Here is a 20,116-nt window from a genome sequence, read left to right on the forward strand (position 1 = left end):
GTTGCAGCGCAACCTTGCGCCCTTGCGCCGGACGGTCGGGCTGGTGTTGCTGATGGTCGCCGTCTGGATCGGGGTCAATGCGCGGTTCGGTTAATTCCAGCTTGAATTTCGCGACCCTTGGTTAAAATCATCCAAAGAAAATGAACTATTTCGGATGCATAGGTTTGTAAGGTGGTTCACTTAGGCAAAACAACCTGCTAGCGGCGGCGCATGTCGCAAGTTAAATTGATCGAGCAGGCAAGTGATTTTGCAATTGCTGATTGGCTTCATCGCCATTTGACTTTGGCATTGGCGAAGCAGACCGGGCGAATCGCGATCAACCTGCCCGGCGGATCAACGCCTTTCCCGATTCTGGCAGAGCTGGCGCTGCGTCCGCTGGACTGGACTCGGATCGATGTCTGGCCCGGTGATGACCGGATCGTTGAAGAGGCGAGCCAGGCCAGCAATGTCGGGCGGATCCGCGCGCAACTAGAACCACTCGGCGCGCGGATTGTGCCGCTGACGCAGGAAATCATTCCGCCGCATTTCGTGCTGACCTGGCTTGGCATGGGTGCAGATGGGCACATTGCGTCGCTGTTTCCAAACACCGATCCCCAGGTGCATGATGGCCAGCCAGTCCGCCGCCTGTTACCCGATCCGCTTCCGCCAGAAGCGCCGTATCCCCGATTGACACTAACCATCCCGGCGCTGCTTGATGCCGATCAGGTGCTGTTCGTTATCCGCGGCGCGGACAAGCGTGAACTGTTCGAAGCGGCGATGCGCCGGGAACATGACCTGCCCGTCGCCCGCCTGCTCGCCGCCGCCGGCCAGCTCGCCGATTGCCCCGTCACATGCTTCGCCTGATCCCCGCCCCGTTGCACCGCGCTGGTTACATGATCGCGCATGAATTGCGTCGCCGCTGGTGGCGGATCAGTGGTGCACGGCTCGTGGGCACGCGGGTGCTAGCGTTTGATGATCAGGGCCGGTTGCTGCTGGTGCGTCATTCCTATGGCAGCCGGCGCTGGATGCTGCCCGGCGGCGGTGTGGGTGCCAAGGAAAGTCCCATCAACGCCGCGATCCGCGAACTAGCCGAGGAAACCGCCTGCGAACTGCGTGATCCGCGCTCGATCGCCATGGTCGACGAACCTCTTTATGGCACCATCAACCGCGTCCATGTGATCGGCGGATGGATCGCTGACAAGCCGCGCTGCGATGGCCGCGAAGTGATCGAGCTGGGCCTGTTTGATCCGGCCAGTCTGCCGGATGATCTGCCCTCAGTGCTGCAACGGCACCTCGTTGATTGGATCGCCGCTTTTCTCCCTGGTAAGGGGGATGAGCGCGTCTAGCCAGGCTCTAACTGCCCCAGACCTGTTTGGCATGAGCCAGAAAGTTCAGCCCCAGCACCTTGTCGACCACGCGCGGCGGCAGCCCTTTGGCCTTGAGCAGATGCGCCAGCTGCCGGAACTGATCCGGGCCGCGCAGATCGACGACAAAGGGATAGGTATCGGGCCGCTCACCGGTCGCGCTCATCCCTGCGGCGCGGCGGGCGGCGATTTCACGCGCCAATACGGCCTGGTAAGCCTGCAGATCGGCGATCGGGGTGGTCCCGCCGTCGGTTCCGATCCCAACGTGATCTTCCCCGCAAACCTTCAGCGCATGCAGGATGTGAGCCACGACATCTTCGGCCCGGGCATGTCCGCTCGGGCTCAGGAACGGCATGAAATAGATCCCCACGAATCCGCCGCGCTCGGCTACCAGTCGCAGTTCGGCGTCGGTCTTGTTGCGCGGCAGGTCGGTTAAGGCACGGCATCCGGTGTGATTGATCGAGATCGGCTGGGCCGAAAGGCGCGCCGCTTCAAGGCAGGTGCGCTCGCCGCTGTGTGACAGGTCGATCATCACCCGGGCCTTGTTCAGCCTGGCGATCATATCATGGCCCAGCGCGCTCAGCCCGCGATTGCTCGGGGCCATCGAACCATCGCCCAGCGCATTGGCCGGATTGTAGGTCAGCTGGAATACCCGCACGCCAAGATCCGCGAACAGATCGACCCGCGCCGGATCGCTGCCCAGCATGGCGGCGTTCTGAAAGCCATAGATCACCCCGATCCGTCCGGATTGCGCCGCGCGCCGGATATCGGCGGCGGTCAGCACTTTGACCAGTTGGCGCGGAAACCGCCGCAGCATGGCGTCGGTTGCGGCAATATCGGCCACGCTCAATTCAAACGGATCGCCCGGCCCGGCGACATGGCCCAGCGTGATATTGACCGCGCTCAGCCCCGAACGGCGCGCATCTGCCAATACCCGCTGGCTCAGATCCGGCCGCAGTCCGTCTTGCGGGTGGTTGGGATCACCAAGCCCGCCCAGCGCATTGATCACGATTCGCCCTGCCAACGGATCACGCGCCGCGCTGCGTGCCAGGGCGGGAGCAGAGGCTATCAGAGTGGCCCCGCCGACCAGAACCTTGCGGCGATCAATCATGGTCATCCGGCCCCCTTCCTTGCCAAGGCACGCAGGTTAAAGCGACCCGCGGGCAATCACGGTGGGCGGGCCGCTTTTGGCCCGGCGAGAGGTCGCTCTAACTCCGCGTTGCAAAACCCGCAACTACGGTGGCGGCGAAGCCAGATCGGATAGAAAGATGGGGAGGTGGATGCCCGACAAGGATTCGAACCTTGATTGACGGAGTCAGAGTCCGCTCTCTTACCGTTAGAGGATCGGGCAATCAGGGGGGCGCCTCTAGCCAGCGGCACGGCCAGGGTCAAGGGGATTCGTGGTGCTGCACCTGCCCGATGCGCAAGCTCTGGATAAAGTGCGGCGCTCCCTTGGTCATGGGCACGGTGCTACCTAAGAGCACCGGGTGAGCGCTCCGATTGTCATCGGCACCGGCCCTGCCGGAGCCCCGATCAGCATCGATATCGAGGAACTGCTGGCCACCCGCCTGCTGGTGCAGGGTAACAGCGGCTCGGGCAAATCGCACCTCTTGCGCCGCCTGCTTGAGGAAAGCGCAGGGATCGTCCAGCAAGTCGTGATCGATCCCGAAGGCGATTTCGTGACCCTGGCCGAACCGTTCGGGCACGTGGTGATCGATGCAGCTGCCTATGCTGCCGGAGAGATCGCCCAGCTGGCCGCCCGGATCCGCCAGCACCGCGCCTCGGTGGTGCTGGCGCTCGACGGTTTGGAGATCGAGGCGCAGATGCGCTGCGCGGCGCAGTTCCTGAACGCCTTGTTCGATGCCCCACGAGAACAATGGTACCCTGCGCTGGTGGTAGTGGACGAGGCGCAGCTGTTTGCCCCCGCTGCGGCCGGGGACGTAACCGATGAAGTGCGGCGGCTGTCATTGGGGGCGATGACCAACCTGATGTGCCGCGGGCGCAAGCGCGGTCTGGCGGGGGTAATCGCCACGCAGCGGCTGGCCAAATTGGCCAAGAACGTTGCGGCTGAAGCCTCGAACTTTCTGATGGGGCGGACCTTTCTCGATATCGACATGCAGCGCGCGGCCGACCTGCTCGGCATGGAACGCCGCCAGGCCGAACAGATCCGCGATCTGGAGCGTGGGCACTTTCTGGGGCTGGGGCCGGCAATCAGCCGCCGTCCGGTGGCAGTGCGGATCGGGACCGTTCAAACCGGCAGCAACGCGGTGTCACATGCTCTGGCCCCTCTGCCCGAAATGGAGCGGGCTGACCTTCATGCGCTGTTGCACCAGCCGATGGAGGAGATCGCCCCGCGCGAATTGCCGCTTGCACCGCCACCGGTACCCAGCGCGGACCTGCTGATCGAGCGGATCGCCGAAATTGCGGAGCCGCTGGCGCTGCCGGGCGAGGTTGACAGTGAACCCGATGGCGAAGCGGTCATCGCACGAATTCTGTGTGACATGGCGCAGGAACCCGGTTGCACATTTGTGCCGCCGGCGGAGCTGTTCCAGGACTTTACCGTGCGCTGCCGGATCCATCGGGTGCGGGCGAGCGGACTGGATTTGACGGCATTTCGCCGCCGCTTTGCCATGGCGCTGGCCGGAATTGCCGATCCGGTCGAGCCGCGCTGGGCAGATCTGCTGGGACTGGCGCGCTCGGTCCCTGAAGACTTGCTGGCGCCGTTTCTGTTGCTGGCCCGCGCCGCGCAGGATGGTGAAGCCTGTCCGGAAGATGAAGCGCTGGCCACGGTCTATGGCACCCATTCCGAAGGCCGGATCCGCCGCTTGCTCGACAATTTCGAACGCCAAGGCCTGATCGTGATGCGCACGGACTTCGGCGGGCGGCGCACCGTAACCCTGCCGCACCTTGGCCTGACCAGCGCTGCTGTCGAGGCCTGATTTTTCCGCCACTTGCCGCAGCGGCCAATCGCGCCTAGTCTCGTCTCAGGTACTCGCCACGCTTGGCGGGAAAACATAAAGAGTATGAGTGACATGGCGGAAGACCTTCCGCCGGCAATGCGCGAGGAGGCGGCAGACGGGCAGGACGTAACGCAGGAGCAGCACGATTCAGCGCCGCCCCGCCGATCTTCCCCGAATTCTGTCTCGCGCCGGCCGGCTGGCCGACCCGGTGAAGTGGCTCGCAGCGCGGGCGGCGGCAATCCGCGTCCGTTCCAGCACAAACCCGCCTTTGCCGCGATTGATCTTGGCACCAACAACTGCCGCTTGCTGATCGCGCGCCCATCCGGCGAACATTTTGTCGTGATCGATGCTTTCAGCCGTGTCGTGCGGCTGGGTGAAGGTTTGGCGCAAACCGGACGGCTCAGCCAGGAGGCGATGGACCGGGCGCTGGGAGCCTTGCAAATCTGCGCCGACAAATTGCGCCGACGCAATGTCCACCTCGCCCGATCCGTCGCGACCGAAGCTTGCCGTCGGGCCGAAAACGGGCCACAATTCATCGATCGGGTCCACGCCGAAACCGGGATCCGGCTTGATATCATCTCTGCCAAGGAAGAAGCGCGACTGGCGGTACTGGGCTGCCATCTGCTGCTGGAAGCGGGCGATGGTCCGGCGATGATCTTTGACATTGGCGGGGGATCGACGGAACTGGTGCTCGTCGATGCGGAAAAGGGCCAGGTGCCAAGGATCCGCGATTGGCAATCGGTGCCCTGGGGGGTCGTTTCGCTCACTGAAAGCTGTCAGGCCGAGCCAGAGGACGATGCTGGTCGCAATGCGCGCTATGCGCATATGCGCCAGCTGGTGCGTGATAGCCTGGCCGGTTTTGCCGATCGGATCGCCGAAACGCTGGAGCAGGCCGAAGGCCCCAGCCTGCGGCTGTTGGGGACCAGCGGTACGGTTACAACGCTGGCCAGCGTCCATCTGGAACTGCCGCAGTATGATCGCCGCGCGGTGGACGGGCTGATCGTCTCGACCCAGGCCATGCGTGCGATCAGCGGCGGGTTGGCCGCGATGACCCCGGCCCAGCGCCGGGCCCAGCCGTGTATCGGGCGCGAACGCAGCGATCTGGTGGTGGCCGGCTGTGCGATCCTGGAAACGATTCTTGATCTGTGGCCGGCTGACCGGTTGGGCGTGGCGGATCGGGGGATCCGCGAAGGCATCTTGCGCGGGTTGATGAGCGCCGAAGGGGCAGGTGAGCGTACCCGCGCCGCTTTGCGCCGAATGAAGCGCGAGGTATCGGCATGAGCCGGGGTGATCCGCCAGCCAGCACCAGGCTGAAGAAAAGCAAGGGCCGGACGCAAAGCTCGACCCGCTGGTTGCAGCGGCAGCTGAACGATCCCTATGTCAAGGCGGCCAAGGCTGCAGGCTGGCGCAGCCGTGCGGCGTTCAAACTGATCGAACTCGACGAGAAGTTTGGCTTGATCAAACGCGCTACCCGGGTGGTCGATCTGGGGATCGCGCCGGGCGGGTGGAGCCAGGTGGTGCGCAAACAGAACCCCAAGGCGGCGGTGGTCGGGATCGACCTGTTACCAACCGAACCGCTTGAAGGGGTGACGATTTTCCAGATGGATTTCATGGCGGACGAGGCACCGGCGGCACTCGCGGGTGCGCTCGATGGTGCGCCGGATCTGGTTATTTCGGATATGGCCGCCAATACCGTAGGCCACAAGCAGACCGATCATTTGCGCACCATGGGCCTGGTTGAAACGGCCGCCGACTTCGCGATCGAGCATCTGGCACCGGGCGGAGCCTTTGTCGCCAAAGTGCTGGCGGGTGGAACCGACGCTGATCTGCTCGCGCTGCTCAAGAAGCATTTCACCAGCGTGAAGCACGCCAAACCGCCTGCCAGCCGCAAGGATTCGTCCGAATGGTACGTGATCGCGCAGGGGTTTAAAGGCTAGGTTGGCGCCCCAGGGCTGTGGGGCGGATCAATCATGTTTCCAGCATACTGGACGGCACCCTGATGAGCCTGATGCCAGTCCGTTGCCGAAGACATCCACAGGTCGGCATCGACTTTGAAACCGGAAGCATCGTCCAGTGCGCCAATCTTGACGGCTACCAGGCTTTGGTTGCTATCAGGCCGCGAGAAAAGCTGAACGCCGCAGTGACCGCAGAACAGTGTTCCTCCGCTTGTTTTCTTGGCCCGGAACGATCTGGGCTGCCCTTTCGTCAGCGAGAGGTTCTCATAAGCGAAGATCCAACTAAGATTGGCCGAGCCTCCGGCAACATACTGGCAATCCCTGCAATGACAGGCGATGCCACCAAGCGGCTGTCCCGATAGGGAAAAGCGCACTGCGCCACATCTGCATCCGCCTTCGCGCATAGTCATCTCCCTTAGGGGGCCTATGTTCAGGCAAACTATGGTCTTAGCAGGGCGACAACCAAAAGGGCGGAGCCTCGCGGCCCCGCCCCTTGTTCTTCAACCTGAAATCCGGCCTTACTTGGCGGTCTTGAGGTAGGCGATCACGTTGGCGCGTTCCTGGGCATCGCTGATGCCCGCGAAGGTCATCTTGGTGCCAGCAGCGAATGCTTTGGGGTTCTTCAGCCAGGCGTCAAGCGTGGCATCGTCCCAGGTTCCGCCCTTGCCCTTGAGCGCGTCGGAGTAGGCAAAGCTGCCGGCAGCTACGCCTTTGCCGACCATGCCCGCAAGGTTGGGGCCGATACCCGCAGCACCGCCCGCGTTGAAGGTGTGACAGGCGGCGCACTTCTTGGCGCTCTGTTCGCCCTTGGCGGCATCGCCAACCACAGCAGCAGCTTCCCCGCCAGCGGCTGGCGCTGCGGCGGCGGCCGGAACGGCGGGCAGCGGCAGGTTCGAACCGAGCGAGTTGAGGTAGGCCATCACATTGGCGCGCTCAGCCGGGTCAGACAGGCCCGCAAAGCTCATCTTGGTGCCATTGGCGAAGCCCTTGGGGCTGGTCAGCCAGGCGTTCATGCTGGTCCAGTCCCACTTGCCACCCTTGGCCTTGAGTGCATCTGAAAAAGCAAAGCCGCCGCGGCCAGCAGCCGCCGCTTCACCCATCACGCCATAAAGGTTCGGACCGATGCCATTCGCACCGCCCTGGTTTGCCGTGTGGCAAGCCATGCACTTCTTGAAAGAAGCCTCGCCCTTGGCCAGATCGGCGCTGGCCAGCAGCGCTTCGATCGGGGTGGCAGCTGCGCCGCCTTCACCCTCTTCAGCCACGCCTTCGATGGCAAAGCCCATCTTTTCAGGACGGTTGTGCTTGTCGGCCCGGAAGTAGTGGCCGCTCAGGCTGGAAAGGCCAAGGGCGACGACGCCCGAAAACAGCGTCCAGCCGGCGATGGTATTGAAGCGATCAGACATGGATGGTGCCCCGTTGGGTAGATCACGCTTAATTTGCGGGTCGCTCTAGTGTCGGCTTAGCCCTTGCGCAAGGGGCATTGCGGGGCTGGCCATTCACGCTTAGCCAGTGTCCCCATGTTTTCATCACTTTTGATCGCCAATCGCGGCGAAATTGCCTGCCGGATCATCCGAACCGCCCGCGCCATGGGGATCCGCACTGTCGCGGTCCATTCCGATGCCGATGCCCGCGCCGCCCACGTCCGCGCGGCGGATATGGCAGTGCGGATCGGCCCGGCGGCGGCGCGCGAAAGCTACCTGGTGGGGGATCGGATCATCCAGGCCGCGCTGGACAGCGGGGCAGAAGCGATTCACCCCGGCTATGGTTTCCTGTCCGAAAACGCCGCATTTGCGCGGGCAGTGCGGGCTGCAGGGCTGATCTGGGTCGGTCCGGATCCGGAAAGCATTGAAGCTATGGGGCTGAAAGATGCGGCCAAGGCGCTGATGCAGGCCGCCGGTGTGCCGGTCACACCGGGCTATCTTGGCGCAGACCAGTCACCCGCGCGGCTGCAGGCCGAGGCCGATTCGATTGGCTATCCGGTGCTGATCAAGGCAGTCGCGGGCGGCGGCGGCAAGGGCATGCGCCGGGTGGATACGGCAAAGGACTTTGCCGATGCACTCGAATCATGTCAGCGCGAGGCTGCGGCGAGTTTCGGCAACGACGTAGTGCTGATCGAAAAATATATTCTCTCGCCCCGCCATATCGAAGTGCAGGTGTTTGGCGATTCGCACGGCCATGCGGTTCATTTGTTTGAACGCGATTGCTCACTCCAGCGGCGCCATCAGAAAGTGATTGAGGAAGCACCCGCTCCCGGCATGGACCCGGCGACTCGTGCCGCAGTCTGCGCGGCGGCGGTGCAGGCCGCTCGGGCAGTAAATTACCAGGGCGCGGGCACGATCGAATTCATTGCCGATGCCAGTGAGGGGCTGCGCGCTGACCGGGTGTGGTTCATGGAAATGAACACCCGGTTGCAAGTGGAGCACCCGGTAACCGAAGCGGTAACAGGGCTCGATCTGGTCGAATGGCAATTGCGCGTTGCTGCCGGAGAACCACTGCCGCTCACCCAGGACCAGATCACGCTGACCGGCCATGCGATCGAGGCGCGGCTCTATGCCGAGGATCCGGCCAAGGGCTTTCTCCCCGCCACCGGACCGCTCGATCAGTTGTGGCTTTCGCCATCGGTCCGGGCGGACAGCGGGGTGGAGCAAGGCGATGTGATCAGCCCGTTCTATGATCCGATGATCGCCAAACTGATTGCCCATGCCCCCACCCGGGACGAGGCGCGGGTGCAATTGATGGAGGCGCTGGACGACAGTTTCGTCGCCCCGCTGACTACCAACAAGGGCTTCCTCTATGAATGCCTGGCAGATCCTGATTTTGCTGTGGGCACGGTCGATACCGGGCTGATCGCACGCAAGGATCAGGCGCTGATCCCGCTTGAGGTGCCAAGTCAGCAGGCAGCCGATGCCGCCGCGGCCCGGTTGCGGCGTGATTGGCTGGGCTGGCACGCCAGCGGCCAGGTGCGCGCGTTCCGGCAGGGATTGTTCGGCTTCCGGCTCAACCGCCAGGCGGAAGACGGTATCGCGCTGTGGTCTGGTGAGCACCGGGTGATCGGAAATTCGCTGGCGGCAGGCACTCTGCGCGCAGACATGATCGGGGCGGACAGCGTGGCGGTGACGGAACGCGGACAAGGCCGGGTCTTCACTTTCCACGCCCCGCGCCCGCGCCCGGGGGCTCATGCGGGCGATGGGGCAATCCTGGCGCCGATGCCGGGCAAGGTAATCGCCGTCGATGTCGCTGCGGGTGATCGGGTGGCAAAGGGCCAACGCCTGCTGGTATTGGAAGCAATGAAGATGGAACATGCGCTGACCGCGCCATTCGATGGCACGATCGGCGAATTGGCCGCCGTGGTCGGAGCGCAGGTTCAGGTCGAAATGTTGCTGGCGGTGGTCGAGGCCGACCCGGCATGAGCTGGAAACCTGAAATCGAGGAGCTGCGCCAACGCCGCAAGCTGGCCGAACAGATGGGCGGGGCCGAAAAGGTCGCGCGCCAGCATGGACGAGGCAAGCTTGACGCGCGGGCGCGGATCAAGGGGCTGGTCGATCCCGGTTCATTCCGCGAAATCGGCAAGATTGCCGGCAAGGGTCGCTATGGCCCGGACGGTGAACTGCTGGACTTGTCGCCCAGCAATCTGGTGTTTGGCCGCGCCAATATCGAAAATCGCCCGGTGGTGGCGAGCGCGGATGATTTCACCGTGCGTGGCGGCGCGGCGGACGCGGCGATTCACCGCAAATTCGTGGCATGCGAACAGATGGCCCACACGCTGAAGATTCCGTTGATCCGGATGATCGACGGCACCGGCGGGGGCGGATCGGTCAAGACGCTGGAGGAAATCGGCGCGACCTATGTTCCCGCGACCCCCGGCTGGGGCGAAATCGTCAAGAATCTTGAGACGGTGCCGGTGGTTGCACTGGCGCTTGGCCCCACGGCGGGGCTGGGCGCGGCGCGGGTGGTGGCGAGCCACTACTCGATCATGGTCAAGGGCCTGTCGCAGCTGTTCGCCGCCGGGCCCGCCGTGGTCGAGGCAATTGGTGAAGCGAGCGACAAGGAATCGCTTGGCGGCAGCGTGATCCATACCCGCAACGGCGTGGTTGATGAAGAAGTCGCCAGCGAGGCCGAAGCCTTTGCCACGGCGCGGCGGTTCCTGTCCTACCTGCCCAGCCACGTCGGCCAGCACGCCCCGCGCACTGCCAATACCGATCCGGCAGATCGGCGCGAACAAGCTCTGATCGATCTGGTCCCGCGCGATCCCAAGCAGGTCTATTCGATGCGCAAGCTGCTGAGCGCCGTGTTCGATGCGGGCTCGGTGTTCGAAATGGGCCGGATGTGGGGCCGCGCCGCGATCACTGCCTTTGCCCGGCTTGATGGCTGGCCCGTGGCGGTGGTGGCAAGCGATCCCAGTTTCCTTGGCGGTTCATGGGAAGCCCGCACCAGCGAGAAAGTGGAGCGGTTCATCAAATTGGCCGATCAGTTCCGCCTGCCGGTGGTTCATCTGGTCGATAACCCCGGTTTCATGATCGGGCTGGCGGCGGAAACGGCCGGGACGATCCGTTACGGCGTGCAGGCGATGAACGCGATCTACAAGGCTACGGTGCCGCTATGCTGCGTGGTGATCCGCCGCGCCTATGGCATCGCCGGCAGCGCGATGAGCAACGCCGAAGCGTTCCAGTACCGCTTTGCCTGGCCCAGCGGCGATTGGGGCAGCCTGCCGATCGAAGGCGGGATCGAGGTTGCTTACAAAAGCGAGATCGAAGCGGCGGAAGATCCGCAAGCCCATCTGGAAGCGATCCGCGCTCGGCTCAACCTGGTCCGCAGCCCGTTCCGCACGGCAGAGAAGTTCGGGATCGAAGACATCATCGACCCGCGCGAAACGCGGCCCTTGCTGTGCGAATTTGCCGATCTGGCATGGCGGGCTTTGGGGGCAGGGTAGGGGGCGAGGTTAGCAAAGACCCTCTCCATTTTTGCGAAGCATAAATGGGGAGGTGGCATTCGCGCAGCGAATGACGGAGGGGCAAGGGCCTCTCCGCATTACCCCTCCGTCAGCCGCCTTCGGCGTCTGCCACTTCCCCATTTGCACTACGTGAAAATGGAGAGGGATTAGGAGGCGAGGTACGCTTCCACCGCCGCGCGTTCCTCTGCGCTCAGCCGCAGGCCCAGCTTGGTCCGCCTCCACAGCACATCCTCAGCGCTGACCGCCCATTCGGCTTGACGCAAGTAATCGAGCTCAGCCTGGGTCAGCCCGGCCCCAAAGCTGCGGCCCAGCGCCTGCCAGCCCTCGGCCCCGGCCAGCCAGCGATCGGCACGGGTGCCATAGGCGCGGGCGATCCGGTCAACACTGCCTGCGTCGAGGAACGGGTAGCGCGCGGCCAGATCGCCCTTCAGTGCGTCCAGCCCGTCGATCGCAAAATCGCCGCCGGGCAGCGGTTTGGCAGTGGTCCATGGCTTGCCTTGCAGCGCGGAAAGGTTCGGTGCGAGCAGGTTAACCGCCTCTTCGGCCAGATGGCGATAAGTGGTGATCTTGCCGCCGTAAACGCTGAGCAAGGGCGCACCGCGTTCCGCCGCTGACAGATCCAGCCGGTAGCCCCGCGTCGCTGCTTCTGGCCGGCCCGATCCGTCATCGACCAGCGGCCGCACCCCGGAATAGGTCCAGACCACATCCGCCGGGGTAACCGGCGTTTGGAAATAGGTGCTGGCTCCCTCGCACAGATAGGCGATTTCGGCTTCACTTGCGGCAATCGGTTCGCCTGCTTGCTGATCGGCATCAGTCGTGCCGATCAGAGTGAAATCCCGTTCATAGGGAATCGCGAAAAAGATCCGTCCATCGGGTAGCTGGAAGAAATAGGCATAGGGATGGTCGAACTGCTTGCGCACCACGATATGCGAACCGCGAACCAGCCGCATGGCAAAATCGGGCTTCTCGCCGATCAGGCCTTCAACCTCCAGTACCTTGGGCCCGCCTGCATTGACCAATGCACGCGACCGGAACTGTCCGGCCGGGGTTTCGATTGCCCAAAAGTCGCCTTCGCGCCGTGCGGCGGTAACCGGGGTGCGCGTGCGCACCTCTGCGCCTTGCTCGGCGGCGTCCATCGCATTCAGCACCACCAGCCGAGCATCATCCACCCAGCCATCCGAGTACTCAAACGCCGGGCCAAACTCTCCCTTCAGCGGCGCACCGGCCGGATGGCGATGCAGGTCAATGCTGCGCGTTGCGGGCAAGTGCTTTCTGCCGCCAATATGGTCATAAAGGAACAGTCCCAACCGCAGCAACCAGCGCGGGCGCAGGCCCTTTACGTGTGGCAAGACGAACCGCAGCGGATGAATGATGTGCGGGGCAATCGCCCACAACGCCTCGCGCTCGCTCAGGCTTTCGCGCACCAGCGCGAATTCGTAATGCTCCAGATAGCGCAGCCCGCCGTGGATCAGCTTGGTCGAAGCCGAGCTGGTGCCCTGCGCCAGGTCACCCGCCTCCAGCAGCAGGACTTTCGCGCCGCGCCCGGCGGCATCGCGCGCGATGCCTGCGCCGTTTATGCCGCCGCCAATAACGGCCAGATCAAACACTTCGTCCTCCATCAGATCAGATCAGGGTCATGCACCGGACGCGGCGCTCCGGGCGGAGTAAGACGGCGGAACAGTACGCCGCGTTCGCTGAACAGTACCAGCGCCAGGGTCACGACACCGCAAGCCAGCAAAGCGGCGGCCAGCGGCCGTGCCGAATTGTCATAAGCCAGCCCGATCAGGCTGCCCAGCAAAGCGCCGGTCGCCATTCGCAAGAAGGCCTGGAACGAACTTGCCACCCCGGCGATCCGCGCAAAAGGTTGCAAGGCGATCGAGCCGAAATTCGCGCCGATAAAGCCCATCAAGCAGATGTTTGCAGCCATCAGGGGTATGAATTGCCACAGGCCTTCTTGCCCGGAATGGGCCTGCACGACCTGTAACGCACTGATCACGATAAAGCTGAGCAGCGCCGCATGGCTGACCCGCCTGGCGCCGAAACGTTCGACAATTCGCGAATTGAAGAAATTGGCAAATGCCATGCCGCCTGCCAGAAGCGCAAACAGCAAGGGAAAGTTTGGCCCTGCGCCGAAATGCTCGCCAATCAGCTGCTGCGAGGAATTGATATAGCCAAACAGTGCGCCAGTCAGCAGCGCACCGCCAACGACATAGCCCATGGCGCTGCGATCAGTGGCAGCGTGAGCCATGTTGCGCGCAATCGTGCCAATGGCGATCGCCTGGCGATATTCGGGGTTCAGGGTTTCGGGCAGGCGCAACCAGGCCCACAGCCCAACCAGCAGCCCCATCACCGCCATGCCGCCAAAAATCCAGCGCCAGCCTGCTACGACCAGCACTGCCTGGCCATAGGACGGCGCGATCATCGGCACGACCATGAACACCACCGAGATTATCGACATCATCCGCGCCATGCGGTCTCCCGACAGGCGATCACGGATTATCGCGCCGGGCAACACCGACAGTCCGGCACTGGATACGGCGTGGAGCGCGCGCAGCACCAGCAGGGTATTGAAATCCTGCACCAATGCGCAGGCCAGTGCGAACAGCACATAAGCGGCAAAGCTGACAAACAGTACCGGGCGGCGGCCGTATCGATCAGCCAGAAATCCCGGCAGCAGCGAGCCAAACCCGGCAGCGAACAGGAAAACGCCCACCACCAGCTGGCGGCTGTTGGGATCGGATACGCTCAGGTCCTGGGCGATCACGCCCAGCGCAGGCAGCATCGCATCGATGCACAGCGCCTGCAGCGCCATCATCATCGCCATCAAGGCAATGAATTCGCGCTCGCCGATTCGGGTCGGCGCGGAAGATACCGCTGCGGTGGGCATGCCTTCTTCCATGCCGGTCCTCGCCGGAATTGGCGAGTCCCTTTTCGTATGCAGCGGCGCGGCGTAGACTGCAGCGCATGGCCGAGCCGTCCACAGAAACCGATGACTTCGACGAACCGGTGCAGGGCCTGCGCAAGGTGATCCACGTTGATATGGATGCCTTCTATGCCAGCGTCGAACAGCGCGACGAACCGGAGCTGCGGGGCAAACCGGTGGCGGTGGGCGGCGATGGTCCGCGCGGAGTGCTGAGCACCTGTTCCTATGAGGCGCGCAAGTTCGGCTGCCGTTCGGCCATGCCATCGGTCACTGCCAAACGGTTGTGTCCGGGCCTGATTTTCCGTCGCCCGCGCTTTGCGGTCTATACCGCGATCTCGCGTCAGATCCGCGAGATATTCTTCGATTACACCCCGCACGTCGAACCGCTCAGCCTGGATGAAGCATTCCTTGATGTGACCGAGGACAGCAAAGGGATCGGCAGCGCCACCCGCATCGCGCAGCTGATCCGGGCGCGGATCAAAGCCGAAACGGGACTGACCGCCAGCGCCGGGGTCAGTTACAACAAGTTCCTCGCCAAGCTGGCGAGCGACCAGAACAAGCCCGATGGCCTTTGCGTCATCCGCCCGGGCGAGGGGGCTGAGTTCGTTGCCGGGCTGCCGGTGCGGCGGTTTTTCGGGATCGGGCCCAAAGGCGCAGAGAAAATGACCGCGCTGGGGATCGAGACCGGGGCTGATCTGGCGGCGAAGGACGTGCAGTACCTGCGCCAGCATTTCGGCAGCCAGGCCGATTACCTTTACCGCGCGGCGCGGGGCATCGACCTGCGCCGGGTCAAAGCCAACCGAGCGCGCAAATCGCTGGGGGCAGAGCGGACTTTTGACAAGGACATCTCCAGCGGCTCGGCCCTGCGCGATGTGCTGGAAAGGATCATCGCGATTACCTGGGACCGGATCGAAAAGAGCGATACCCATGGCCGCACTGTGACACTGAAGCTGAAGCACGCGGACTTTTCCGGCCTGACCCGCGCCCGCTCGACCGCGCAGCCAGTGGCGAGCCGGTCAGAATTTGCGGCGATTGCCCACGCCTTGCTGGATGAAGTCCTGCCGCTCGCCCAGCCGGTGCGGCTGCTCGGCCTGACTCTGTCGCAGCTGGATGGTGAGGATGATGCGCCCGCTCCGGTCGGCGGGGATGCGCAGCTTTCGCTGTTGTAACCCATCCCCCTTTGACAGCGGACAGGCATTGGCCGAAAAGGGGCTAATGACAGAAGAAGAACAGGAAAAACGCCTGCATCGGCGGCGTTTCTACAAGGCGGAACAGGAAGCGGGCTTTGTCGAGGCTCAGGACCATTCCACTCCCCAGACCCGCAGTCCGGCCTACAAGCTGGCCTTTCGCGACACCGATTTCCTGCTGCGTGACGAATTGCGCCCGGTGCGGTTTCAGTTGGAGCTGCTGAAGTGCGAAATGCTGCTGGACGAGGCGAAGATCGGGTCGACCCTGGTCTGCTATGGCTCGGCCCGGATCCCGTCGCCCGAAGCTGCGGCTGAGCTGGTCGCCAATGCCCCGCCCGAGCGCAAGGCCGTGGCCGAGCGGCTTGCGGCGAAGGCGCAGTATTACGAGGAAGCGCGCCAGCTCGCGCATATCGCGTCGAGCTGCAACATCGTCGAACAGGGCATGCGCCAGTTCGTGGTCTGCTCGGGCGGCGGGCCTTCGATCATGGAGGCGGCCAATCGCGGCGCGGTGGAGGCCGGGGCGGAAACGATCGGGCTCAACATCGTCCTGCCGCACGAGCAGGCCCCCAACCCCTACGTCACCCCGCGGCTGGCATTCCAGTTCCACTATTTCGCGCTGCGCAAGATGCACTTTCTGCTGCGCGCCAAGGCCGTGGCAGTGTTCCCAGGCGGGTTCGGCACGCTGGATGAGTTCATGGAGCTGTTGACCCTGATCCAGACCGGCAAGATGCGCCCGATCCCGATCCTGCTGTTCGGCAAGGATTTCTGGAACAAGGTGCTGAATTTTGAAGCGCTGGCGGACGAAGGCGTGGTCAACCACGACGACCTCAAGCTGTTCCACTGGGTCGAAACCGCGGAAGAGGCTTGGGCCAAAGTGGTGGAGTTTTACGAGCTGGGGTGAAAGCGCATAGTGCAGCCCATCAGATCCTCTCCATTTTTGGCGAATGCCACAAATGGGGAGGTGGCAGACGCCGAAGGCGGCTGACGGAGGGGTAACGCGGCGAGGCCAAAACCCCTCTACCACCCGCTACGCGGGCGGTCCCCCTCCCCATTTGCACTTCGTGAAAATGGGGAGGACCTTTGACTACCCCCGCGCTTCGCCATGCCCCAGCGGGCCATGCCCGGCGCCAAACCCCGGCGCGGCGCGCAGGGCGCTGCGGACGAACAGGCGGGCGCGGTCGATGGCTTCGGGCAGGGGCAGGCCCTTGCCCAGACCGGTCGCGATGGCGCTCGACAGGGTGCAGCCGGTGCCGTGGGTGTGGCGGGTGTGGATCCGGCTGCCCGACATGACATGCGGCGCCTCGCCCGGCACCATCAGCACGTCGTCCACCCGCTCCCCTTCGGCATCGCCGCCTTTGGCGAGATACGTGATCCCGCGCGCTGCCATCCCCTCATGCCCGCCGAGTGCTTCGAGTTCGGACACATTCGGCGTGGTCAGCGTGGCGAGCCGCATCAGCCGTTCAAACGCCGCGATGGTGGCCGCATCGGCCAGCGCCGCGCCGCTGGTGGCGATCATTACCGGATCGAACACCACCGGCACCGCCAGCGCCTCCAGCCGGTCGGCAACCAGATGCGCCACCTCAGGCGAACCCAGCATCCCGATCTTGACCGCGTCCACGCCGATATCGCTGATACAGGCATCGATCTGCGCCCCGACCATCGCCGGGCCGAGCGCATCAACCATGGTCACGCCACACGTGTTCTGCGCCGTCACCGCGGTGATCGCGGTCATGGCATAGCCGCCGAGCATGGTGATGGTCTTGATATCAGCCTGAATGCCCGCCCCGCCCGATGAATCGGATCCGGCGATGGAGAGGATGCGGGGGGGAGGCATCAGCCCTTGAACTTGCGCACCGTGCTGGGCGGGCTCTTGGCGTGGTGCTGCGTCGCCCGCGTCGGCCGGTCAAGCAGTTCGCCGCCGCAATTGGGGCAGCGCTCGTCCATCGCATCCGCACAATCGGTGCAGAACGTGCACTCAAAGCTACAGATGAACGCGCCAGGCAATTCCGCTGGAAGTTCGGTGCCGCACTTTTCGCAATCGGGGCGCATTTCCAGGCTCATGCCGCTGCTTCCTTCACCGCATCGCAGATCGCATCGACCACTTGTTCCACCTCGCCCGCGTCGTCGCCTTCGGCCATGACGCGGATCACCGGTTCGGTGCCGGAGGGGCGGATCACCAGCCGGCCCTTGCCCGCCAGTTGCGCTTCGGCGCCAGCGATCACCGCCTGTACCCGCGCGTCATCCAAAGGCTTGCCCCCGGCAAAGCGCACGTTCTTGAGCAATTGCGGCACCGGATCGAACAGATGCAGCAGCTCGCTCGCCTGCTTGCCCGAACGGACCAGCGCCGCCAGCACTTGCAGCGCGGCAACGGTGCCATCGCCGGTGGTGGCGTGATCGAGCAGGATCATGTGCCCGCTCTGCTCCCCACCAACGTTGTAACCCTGCGCCTTCATCGCTTCGAGCACGTGGCGGTCCCCCACCTTGGTGCGGACGAGGTCCAGCCCCTGGCCTTGCAGAAAGCGTTCAAGGCCAAGGTTGGACATGACCGTGGCGACCACGCCGCCCCCGCGCAGGCGCCCTTGCTGGGCCCACTGGCTGCCGATCAGGGCCATGATCTGATCGCCGTCCACGGTCTGCCCGCGCTCATCGACCACGATCAGCCGGTCGGCATCGCCATCCAGCGCGATCCCGATCTGCGCGCCGCTGGCGACGACCGTTTCCTTGACCAGTTCCAGATGAGTCGATCCGCAGCGGTCGTTGATATTGGTGCCGTTGGGCTGAACCCCCACCGCAACCACTTCCGCGCCGAGTTCCCAAATCGCGCTGGGGGCAACCTGATAGGCTGCACCGTTCGCGCAATCGACCACGATCTTCAGCCCGTCGAGCCGGACATCGTCGGGCAACGAGCTTTTGACCGCATGGATATAACGCCCGCGCACGTCGTCGATCCGGCGTGCGCGGCCGATCTGCGGGCTGGGGGCCAATGGCAGGTCGGCGTCCAGCATCGCTTCGATCGCTTCTTCGGCTTCGTCCGACAGTTTGAAGCCATCGGGGCCGAACAGCTTGATGCCGTTATCCTCGTAAGGGTTGTGGCTGGCCGAAATCATCACGCCAACATCGGCGCGCAGTTCCCGCGTCAGCATGGCGATCGCCGGGGTGGGCAGCGGGCCGGTCAGCACCACGTCCATGCCGACGCTGGTAAAGCCCGCGACCAGCGCGTTTTCCAGCATATAGCCCGAAAGTCGCGTGTCCTTGCCGATCACCACCCGGTGCTTGTGGCTGCCGCGCAGGAAATGCGTGCCGGCCGCCTGGCCCACTTTCATCGCCATGGCGGCGGTCATCGCCCCGGCGTTGGTCTTGCCCCGGATCCCGTCCGTGCCGAAATACTTGCGTCCCATATCCCGCCTGTAACCCGCAAAGTGTTCAGAAATTGCTATGTCGCGCCGCTGCGCTAAAGTCACGCGGGTAATGGGCGATATCGGGGAGCAAGCCATGAACGAAGCAGCGGAAAGCGCGACCTTTCCCGAGATCAAGGTGCCTGCCGCGCTGACCTTTGCCGGACTGGTGGCGGGCTTTGCGGTGGGGATTATGCTGCGCGGCAGCCCGCTGCTGGCCGATGTGCTGGCCGTGGCCAAGCCGCTCGGGGCGTGGTGGCTGAAACTGTTGCAGATCACGATCCTGCCCTTGGTGGTTGGCCTGGTCTATACCGGCATTTCGCAGACCCTGGCGGCGGCCGGCGGCGGCGCGCTGGCGCGGCGGGCGGTCGGGCTGTTCTTTGCGGTGCTGATCTTCAGTGGGCTGATGTCGGCCCTGTTGGTGCCGGGCTTGCTTGGCCTGGCTCCCATCCCTGAAAAGGCGGCTGCCGCGCTGAGCGGCGGCGTGGCCGCAACCGGAACGGTGCCGGGCTTTGCCGAAGTGGTCGATGCAATGCTGCCGCAGAACATCTTTGCCGCTGCCAATGCCGGGGCGATGCTGCCGATCGTGCTGTTCGTATCCGCACTTGCCGTCGCTGCCGCGCGGATCGGCCCGGCCCCGCGGCGGGCGCTGGCGCAAGTGTTTGAAGGACTGGCAGGCGCGATGATGGTGATGGTCGGCTGGGTCTTGATGCTTGCCCCGTTGGGCGTGTTCGGCCTTGCCATCGGTCTGGCGGCAGACAGCGGATCCGATGCGATCGGGGCCCTTGCGCATTACATCGTGGTGGTCAGCTGCGCCGGGGCGGTTATCCTGCTTGCCGGGTTCTTGCTGGCGATCACGCTGGGCGGGCAGCGGCCTGGCACGTTCCTCAAAGCGATGCTGCCGGTTTTTGCCGTGGCATTTTCCACGCAAAGTTCGCTGGCCAGCCTGCCCGCGATGCTGGGCGCGACCCGGCAAATGGGTGTGCGCGAAGCGACTGCCGATTTCGTCCTGCCGCTGGCCGTGGCGATTTTTCGGGCCACCAGCCCGGCGATGAATATGGGGGTGGCGATCTATGCCGCTTACCTGACCGGCACCCCGCTGTCAGTCTGGGCCTTGCTGGCGGGTGCCGTGGTGGCATTTCTGGTGTCGCTCAGCTCTGTTTCGTTGCCCGGCACGCTCAGCTTTGTGGTTTCGGTTGGCCCGATTGCCAATGCGATGGGCGTGCCGATCGGCCCGCTCGCCCTGCTGGTCGCGGTCGAAATGCTGCCGGATGTAATGCGCACGCTGGGTAATGTGACAATGGACGTGGCGGTGACCACGGCGGTTGACCGACGCAGGGTCTGACCTCGAAATCCTCCCCCTCTGGGGGAGGTGAGCCGCCGCAGGCGGGTCGGAGGGGGG

18 protein-coding genes and 1 tRNA gene are annotated in these 20,116 nt (G+C 64.2%); 10 read left to right on the forward strand and 9 right to left on the reverse strand.

Annotated elements, in window-relative coordinates:
• Nucleotides 1–210 precede the first annotated feature (210 nt).
• Nucleotides 211–843, forward strand: coding sequence for a 6-phosphogluconolactonase (locus tag MNBBLIKP_RS05600; RefSeq protein WP_088308336.1), 633 nt, complete (start codon nt 211–213; stop codon nt 841–843).
• A complete protein-coding gene (locus tag MNBBLIKP_RS05605; protein ID WP_088308338.1) occupies nt 831–1,325 on the forward strand; it encodes an NUDIX domain-containing protein in 495 nt (164 codons plus the stop codon). The genes MNBBLIKP_RS05600 and MNBBLIKP_RS05605 overlap by 13 nt, the downstream gene beginning before the upstream one ends.
• A 7-nt stretch (nt 1,326–1,332) precedes the next feature.
• On the opposite strand, the gene MNBBLIKP_RS05610 is transcribed toward MNBBLIKP_RS05605, so the two are convergent.
• On the reverse strand, nt 1,333–2,460 hold the full coding sequence (locus MNBBLIKP_RS05610) for a dipeptidase (RefSeq protein WP_088308340.1): 1,128 nt from the start codon (nt 2,458–2,460) through the stop codon (nt 1,333–1,335).
• Between the two features lie 160 nt (nt 2,461–2,620).
• A tRNA-Gln gene (locus tag MNBBLIKP_RS05615) sits at nt 2,621–2,694 on the reverse strand.
• Nucleotides 2,695–2,830: 136 nt separating this feature from the next.
• Here MNBBLIKP_RS05615 and MNBBLIKP_RS05620 point away from each other — a divergent pair.
• From MNBBLIKP_RS05620 to MNBBLIKP_RS05630, 3 genes are all read left to right on the forward strand, one after another.
• Nucleotides 2,831–4,282: an ATP-binding protein gene (locus MNBBLIKP_RS05620; protein ID WP_088308342.1), complete on the forward strand. Its 1,452-nt coding sequence runs from the start codon at nt 2,831–2,833 to the stop codon at nt 4,280–4,282.
• Nucleotides 4,283–4,375: 93 nt separating this feature from the next.
• Nucleotides 4,376–5,584, forward strand: a complete 1,209-nt coding sequence (locus tag MNBBLIKP_RS05625) for a Ppx/GppA phosphatase family protein (protein WP_088308344.1) — start codon at nt 4,376–4,378, stop codon at nt 5,582–5,584.
• A complete protein-coding gene (locus MNBBLIKP_RS05630; protein ID WP_088308346.1) occupies nt 5,581–6,240 on the forward strand; it encodes an RlmE family RNA methyltransferase in 660 nt (219 codons plus the stop codon). Before MNBBLIKP_RS05625 ends, MNBBLIKP_RS05630 begins: the two co-directional genes overlap by 4 nt.
• Here the strand turns inward: MNBBLIKP_RS05630 and MNBBLIKP_RS05635 are convergent.
• Together MNBBLIKP_RS05635 and MNBBLIKP_RS05640 are read right to left on the reverse strand one after the other, a co-directional pair.
• A complete protein-coding gene (locus MNBBLIKP_RS05635) occupies nt 6,237–6,662 on the reverse strand; it encodes a GFA family protein (protein WP_176399667.1) in 426 nt (141 codons plus the stop codon). The two genes, MNBBLIKP_RS05630 and MNBBLIKP_RS05635, sit on opposite strands and share 4 nt — an antisense overlap.
• A 114-nt stretch (nt 6,663–6,776) precedes the next feature.
• A complete protein-coding gene (locus MNBBLIKP_RS05640; protein ID WP_088308350.1) occupies nt 6,777–7,661 on the reverse strand; it encodes a c-type cytochrome in 885 nt (294 codons plus the stop codon).
• Between the two features lie 114 nt (nt 7,662–7,775).
• On the opposite strand from MNBBLIKP_RS05640, the gene MNBBLIKP_RS05645 reads away from it, so the two are divergent.
• Together MNBBLIKP_RS05645 and MNBBLIKP_RS05650 are read left to right on the forward strand one after the other, a co-directional pair.
• Nucleotides 7,776–9,668, forward strand: coding sequence for an acetyl/propionyl/methylcrotonyl-CoA carboxylase subunit alpha (locus MNBBLIKP_RS05645; RefSeq protein ID WP_088308352.1), 1,893 nt, complete (start codon nt 7,776–7,778; stop codon nt 9,666–9,668).
• Entirely contained in the window at nt 9,665–11,188 is a 1,524-nt protein-coding gene (locus tag MNBBLIKP_RS05650; RefSeq protein ID WP_088308354.1) for an acyl-CoA carboxylase subunit beta, read from the forward strand. Before MNBBLIKP_RS05645 ends, MNBBLIKP_RS05650 begins: the two co-directional genes overlap by 4 nt.
• A 167-nt stretch (nt 11,189–11,355) precedes the next feature.
• On the opposite strand, the gene MNBBLIKP_RS05655 is transcribed toward MNBBLIKP_RS05650, so the two are convergent.
• Entirely contained in the window at nt 11,356–12,828 is a 1,473-nt protein-coding gene (locus MNBBLIKP_RS05655; RefSeq protein WP_088308356.1) for a glycerol-3-phosphate dehydrogenase, read from the reverse strand.
• Entirely contained in the window at nt 12,828–14,096 is a 1,269-nt protein-coding gene (locus MNBBLIKP_RS05660; RefSeq protein WP_088308368.1) for a multidrug effflux MFS transporter, read from the reverse strand. Before MNBBLIKP_RS05660 ends, MNBBLIKP_RS05655 begins: the two co-directional genes overlap by 1 nt.
• Nucleotides 14,097–14,173: 77 nt before the next feature.
• Between MNBBLIKP_RS05660 and dinB the strand changes: the two genes are divergently transcribed.
• The gene (dinB, locus tag MNBBLIKP_RS05665) at nt 14,174–15,301 is read left to right on the forward strand and encodes a DNA polymerase IV (protein WP_088308358.1); all 1,128 of its coding nucleotides are present in this window, start codon (nt 14,174–14,176) and stop codon (nt 15,299–15,301) included.
• A 46-nt stretch (nt 15,302–15,347) separates the two neighbouring features.
• Entirely contained in the window at nt 15,348–16,220 is an 873-nt protein-coding gene (locus tag MNBBLIKP_RS05670; protein WP_088308360.1) for a TIGR00730 family Rossman fold protein, read from the forward strand.
• 183 nt (nt 16,221–16,403) lie between these two features.
• On the opposite strand, the gene thiD is transcribed toward MNBBLIKP_RS05670, so the two are convergent.
• From thiD to glmM, 3 genes are read right to left on the reverse strand one after another with little or no spacing between them, the layout of a single operon-like run.
• Entirely contained in the window at nt 16,404–17,153 is a 750-nt protein-coding gene (gene thiD, locus MNBBLIKP_RS05675) for a bifunctional hydroxymethylpyrimidine kinase/phosphomethylpyrimidine kinase (RefSeq protein WP_088308362.1), read from the reverse strand.
• Nucleotides 17,153–17,380: a DUF1272 domain-containing protein gene (locus tag MNBBLIKP_RS05680; RefSeq protein WP_088308364.1), complete on the reverse strand. Its 228-nt coding sequence runs from the start codon at nt 17,378–17,380 to the stop codon at nt 17,153–17,155. Before MNBBLIKP_RS05680 ends, thiD begins: the two co-directional genes overlap by 1 nt.
• On the reverse strand, nt 17,377–18,717 hold the full coding sequence (gene glmM / locus MNBBLIKP_RS05685) for a phosphoglucosamine mutase (RefSeq protein ID WP_088308366.1): 1,341 nt from the start codon (nt 18,715–18,717) through the stop codon (nt 17,377–17,379). The genes MNBBLIKP_RS05680 and glmM overlap by 4 nt, the downstream gene beginning before the upstream one ends.
• A gap of 94 nt (nt 18,718–18,811) precedes the next feature.
• Between glmM and MNBBLIKP_RS05690 the strand changes: the two genes are divergently transcribed.
• Entirely contained in the window at nt 18,812–20,059 is a 1,248-nt protein-coding gene (locus MNBBLIKP_RS05690; RefSeq protein WP_088308370.1) for a dicarboxylate/amino acid:cation symporter, read from the forward strand.
• Nucleotides 20,060–20,116: the final 57 nt, after the last annotated feature.

Origin of the sequence: Novosphingobium sp. B 225 (assembly GCF_002198665.1) — a bacterium.
In the GTDB taxonomy this organism is placed as follows: domain Bacteria; phylum Pseudomonadota; class Alphaproteobacteria; order Sphingomonadales; family Sphingomonadaceae; genus Novosphingobium.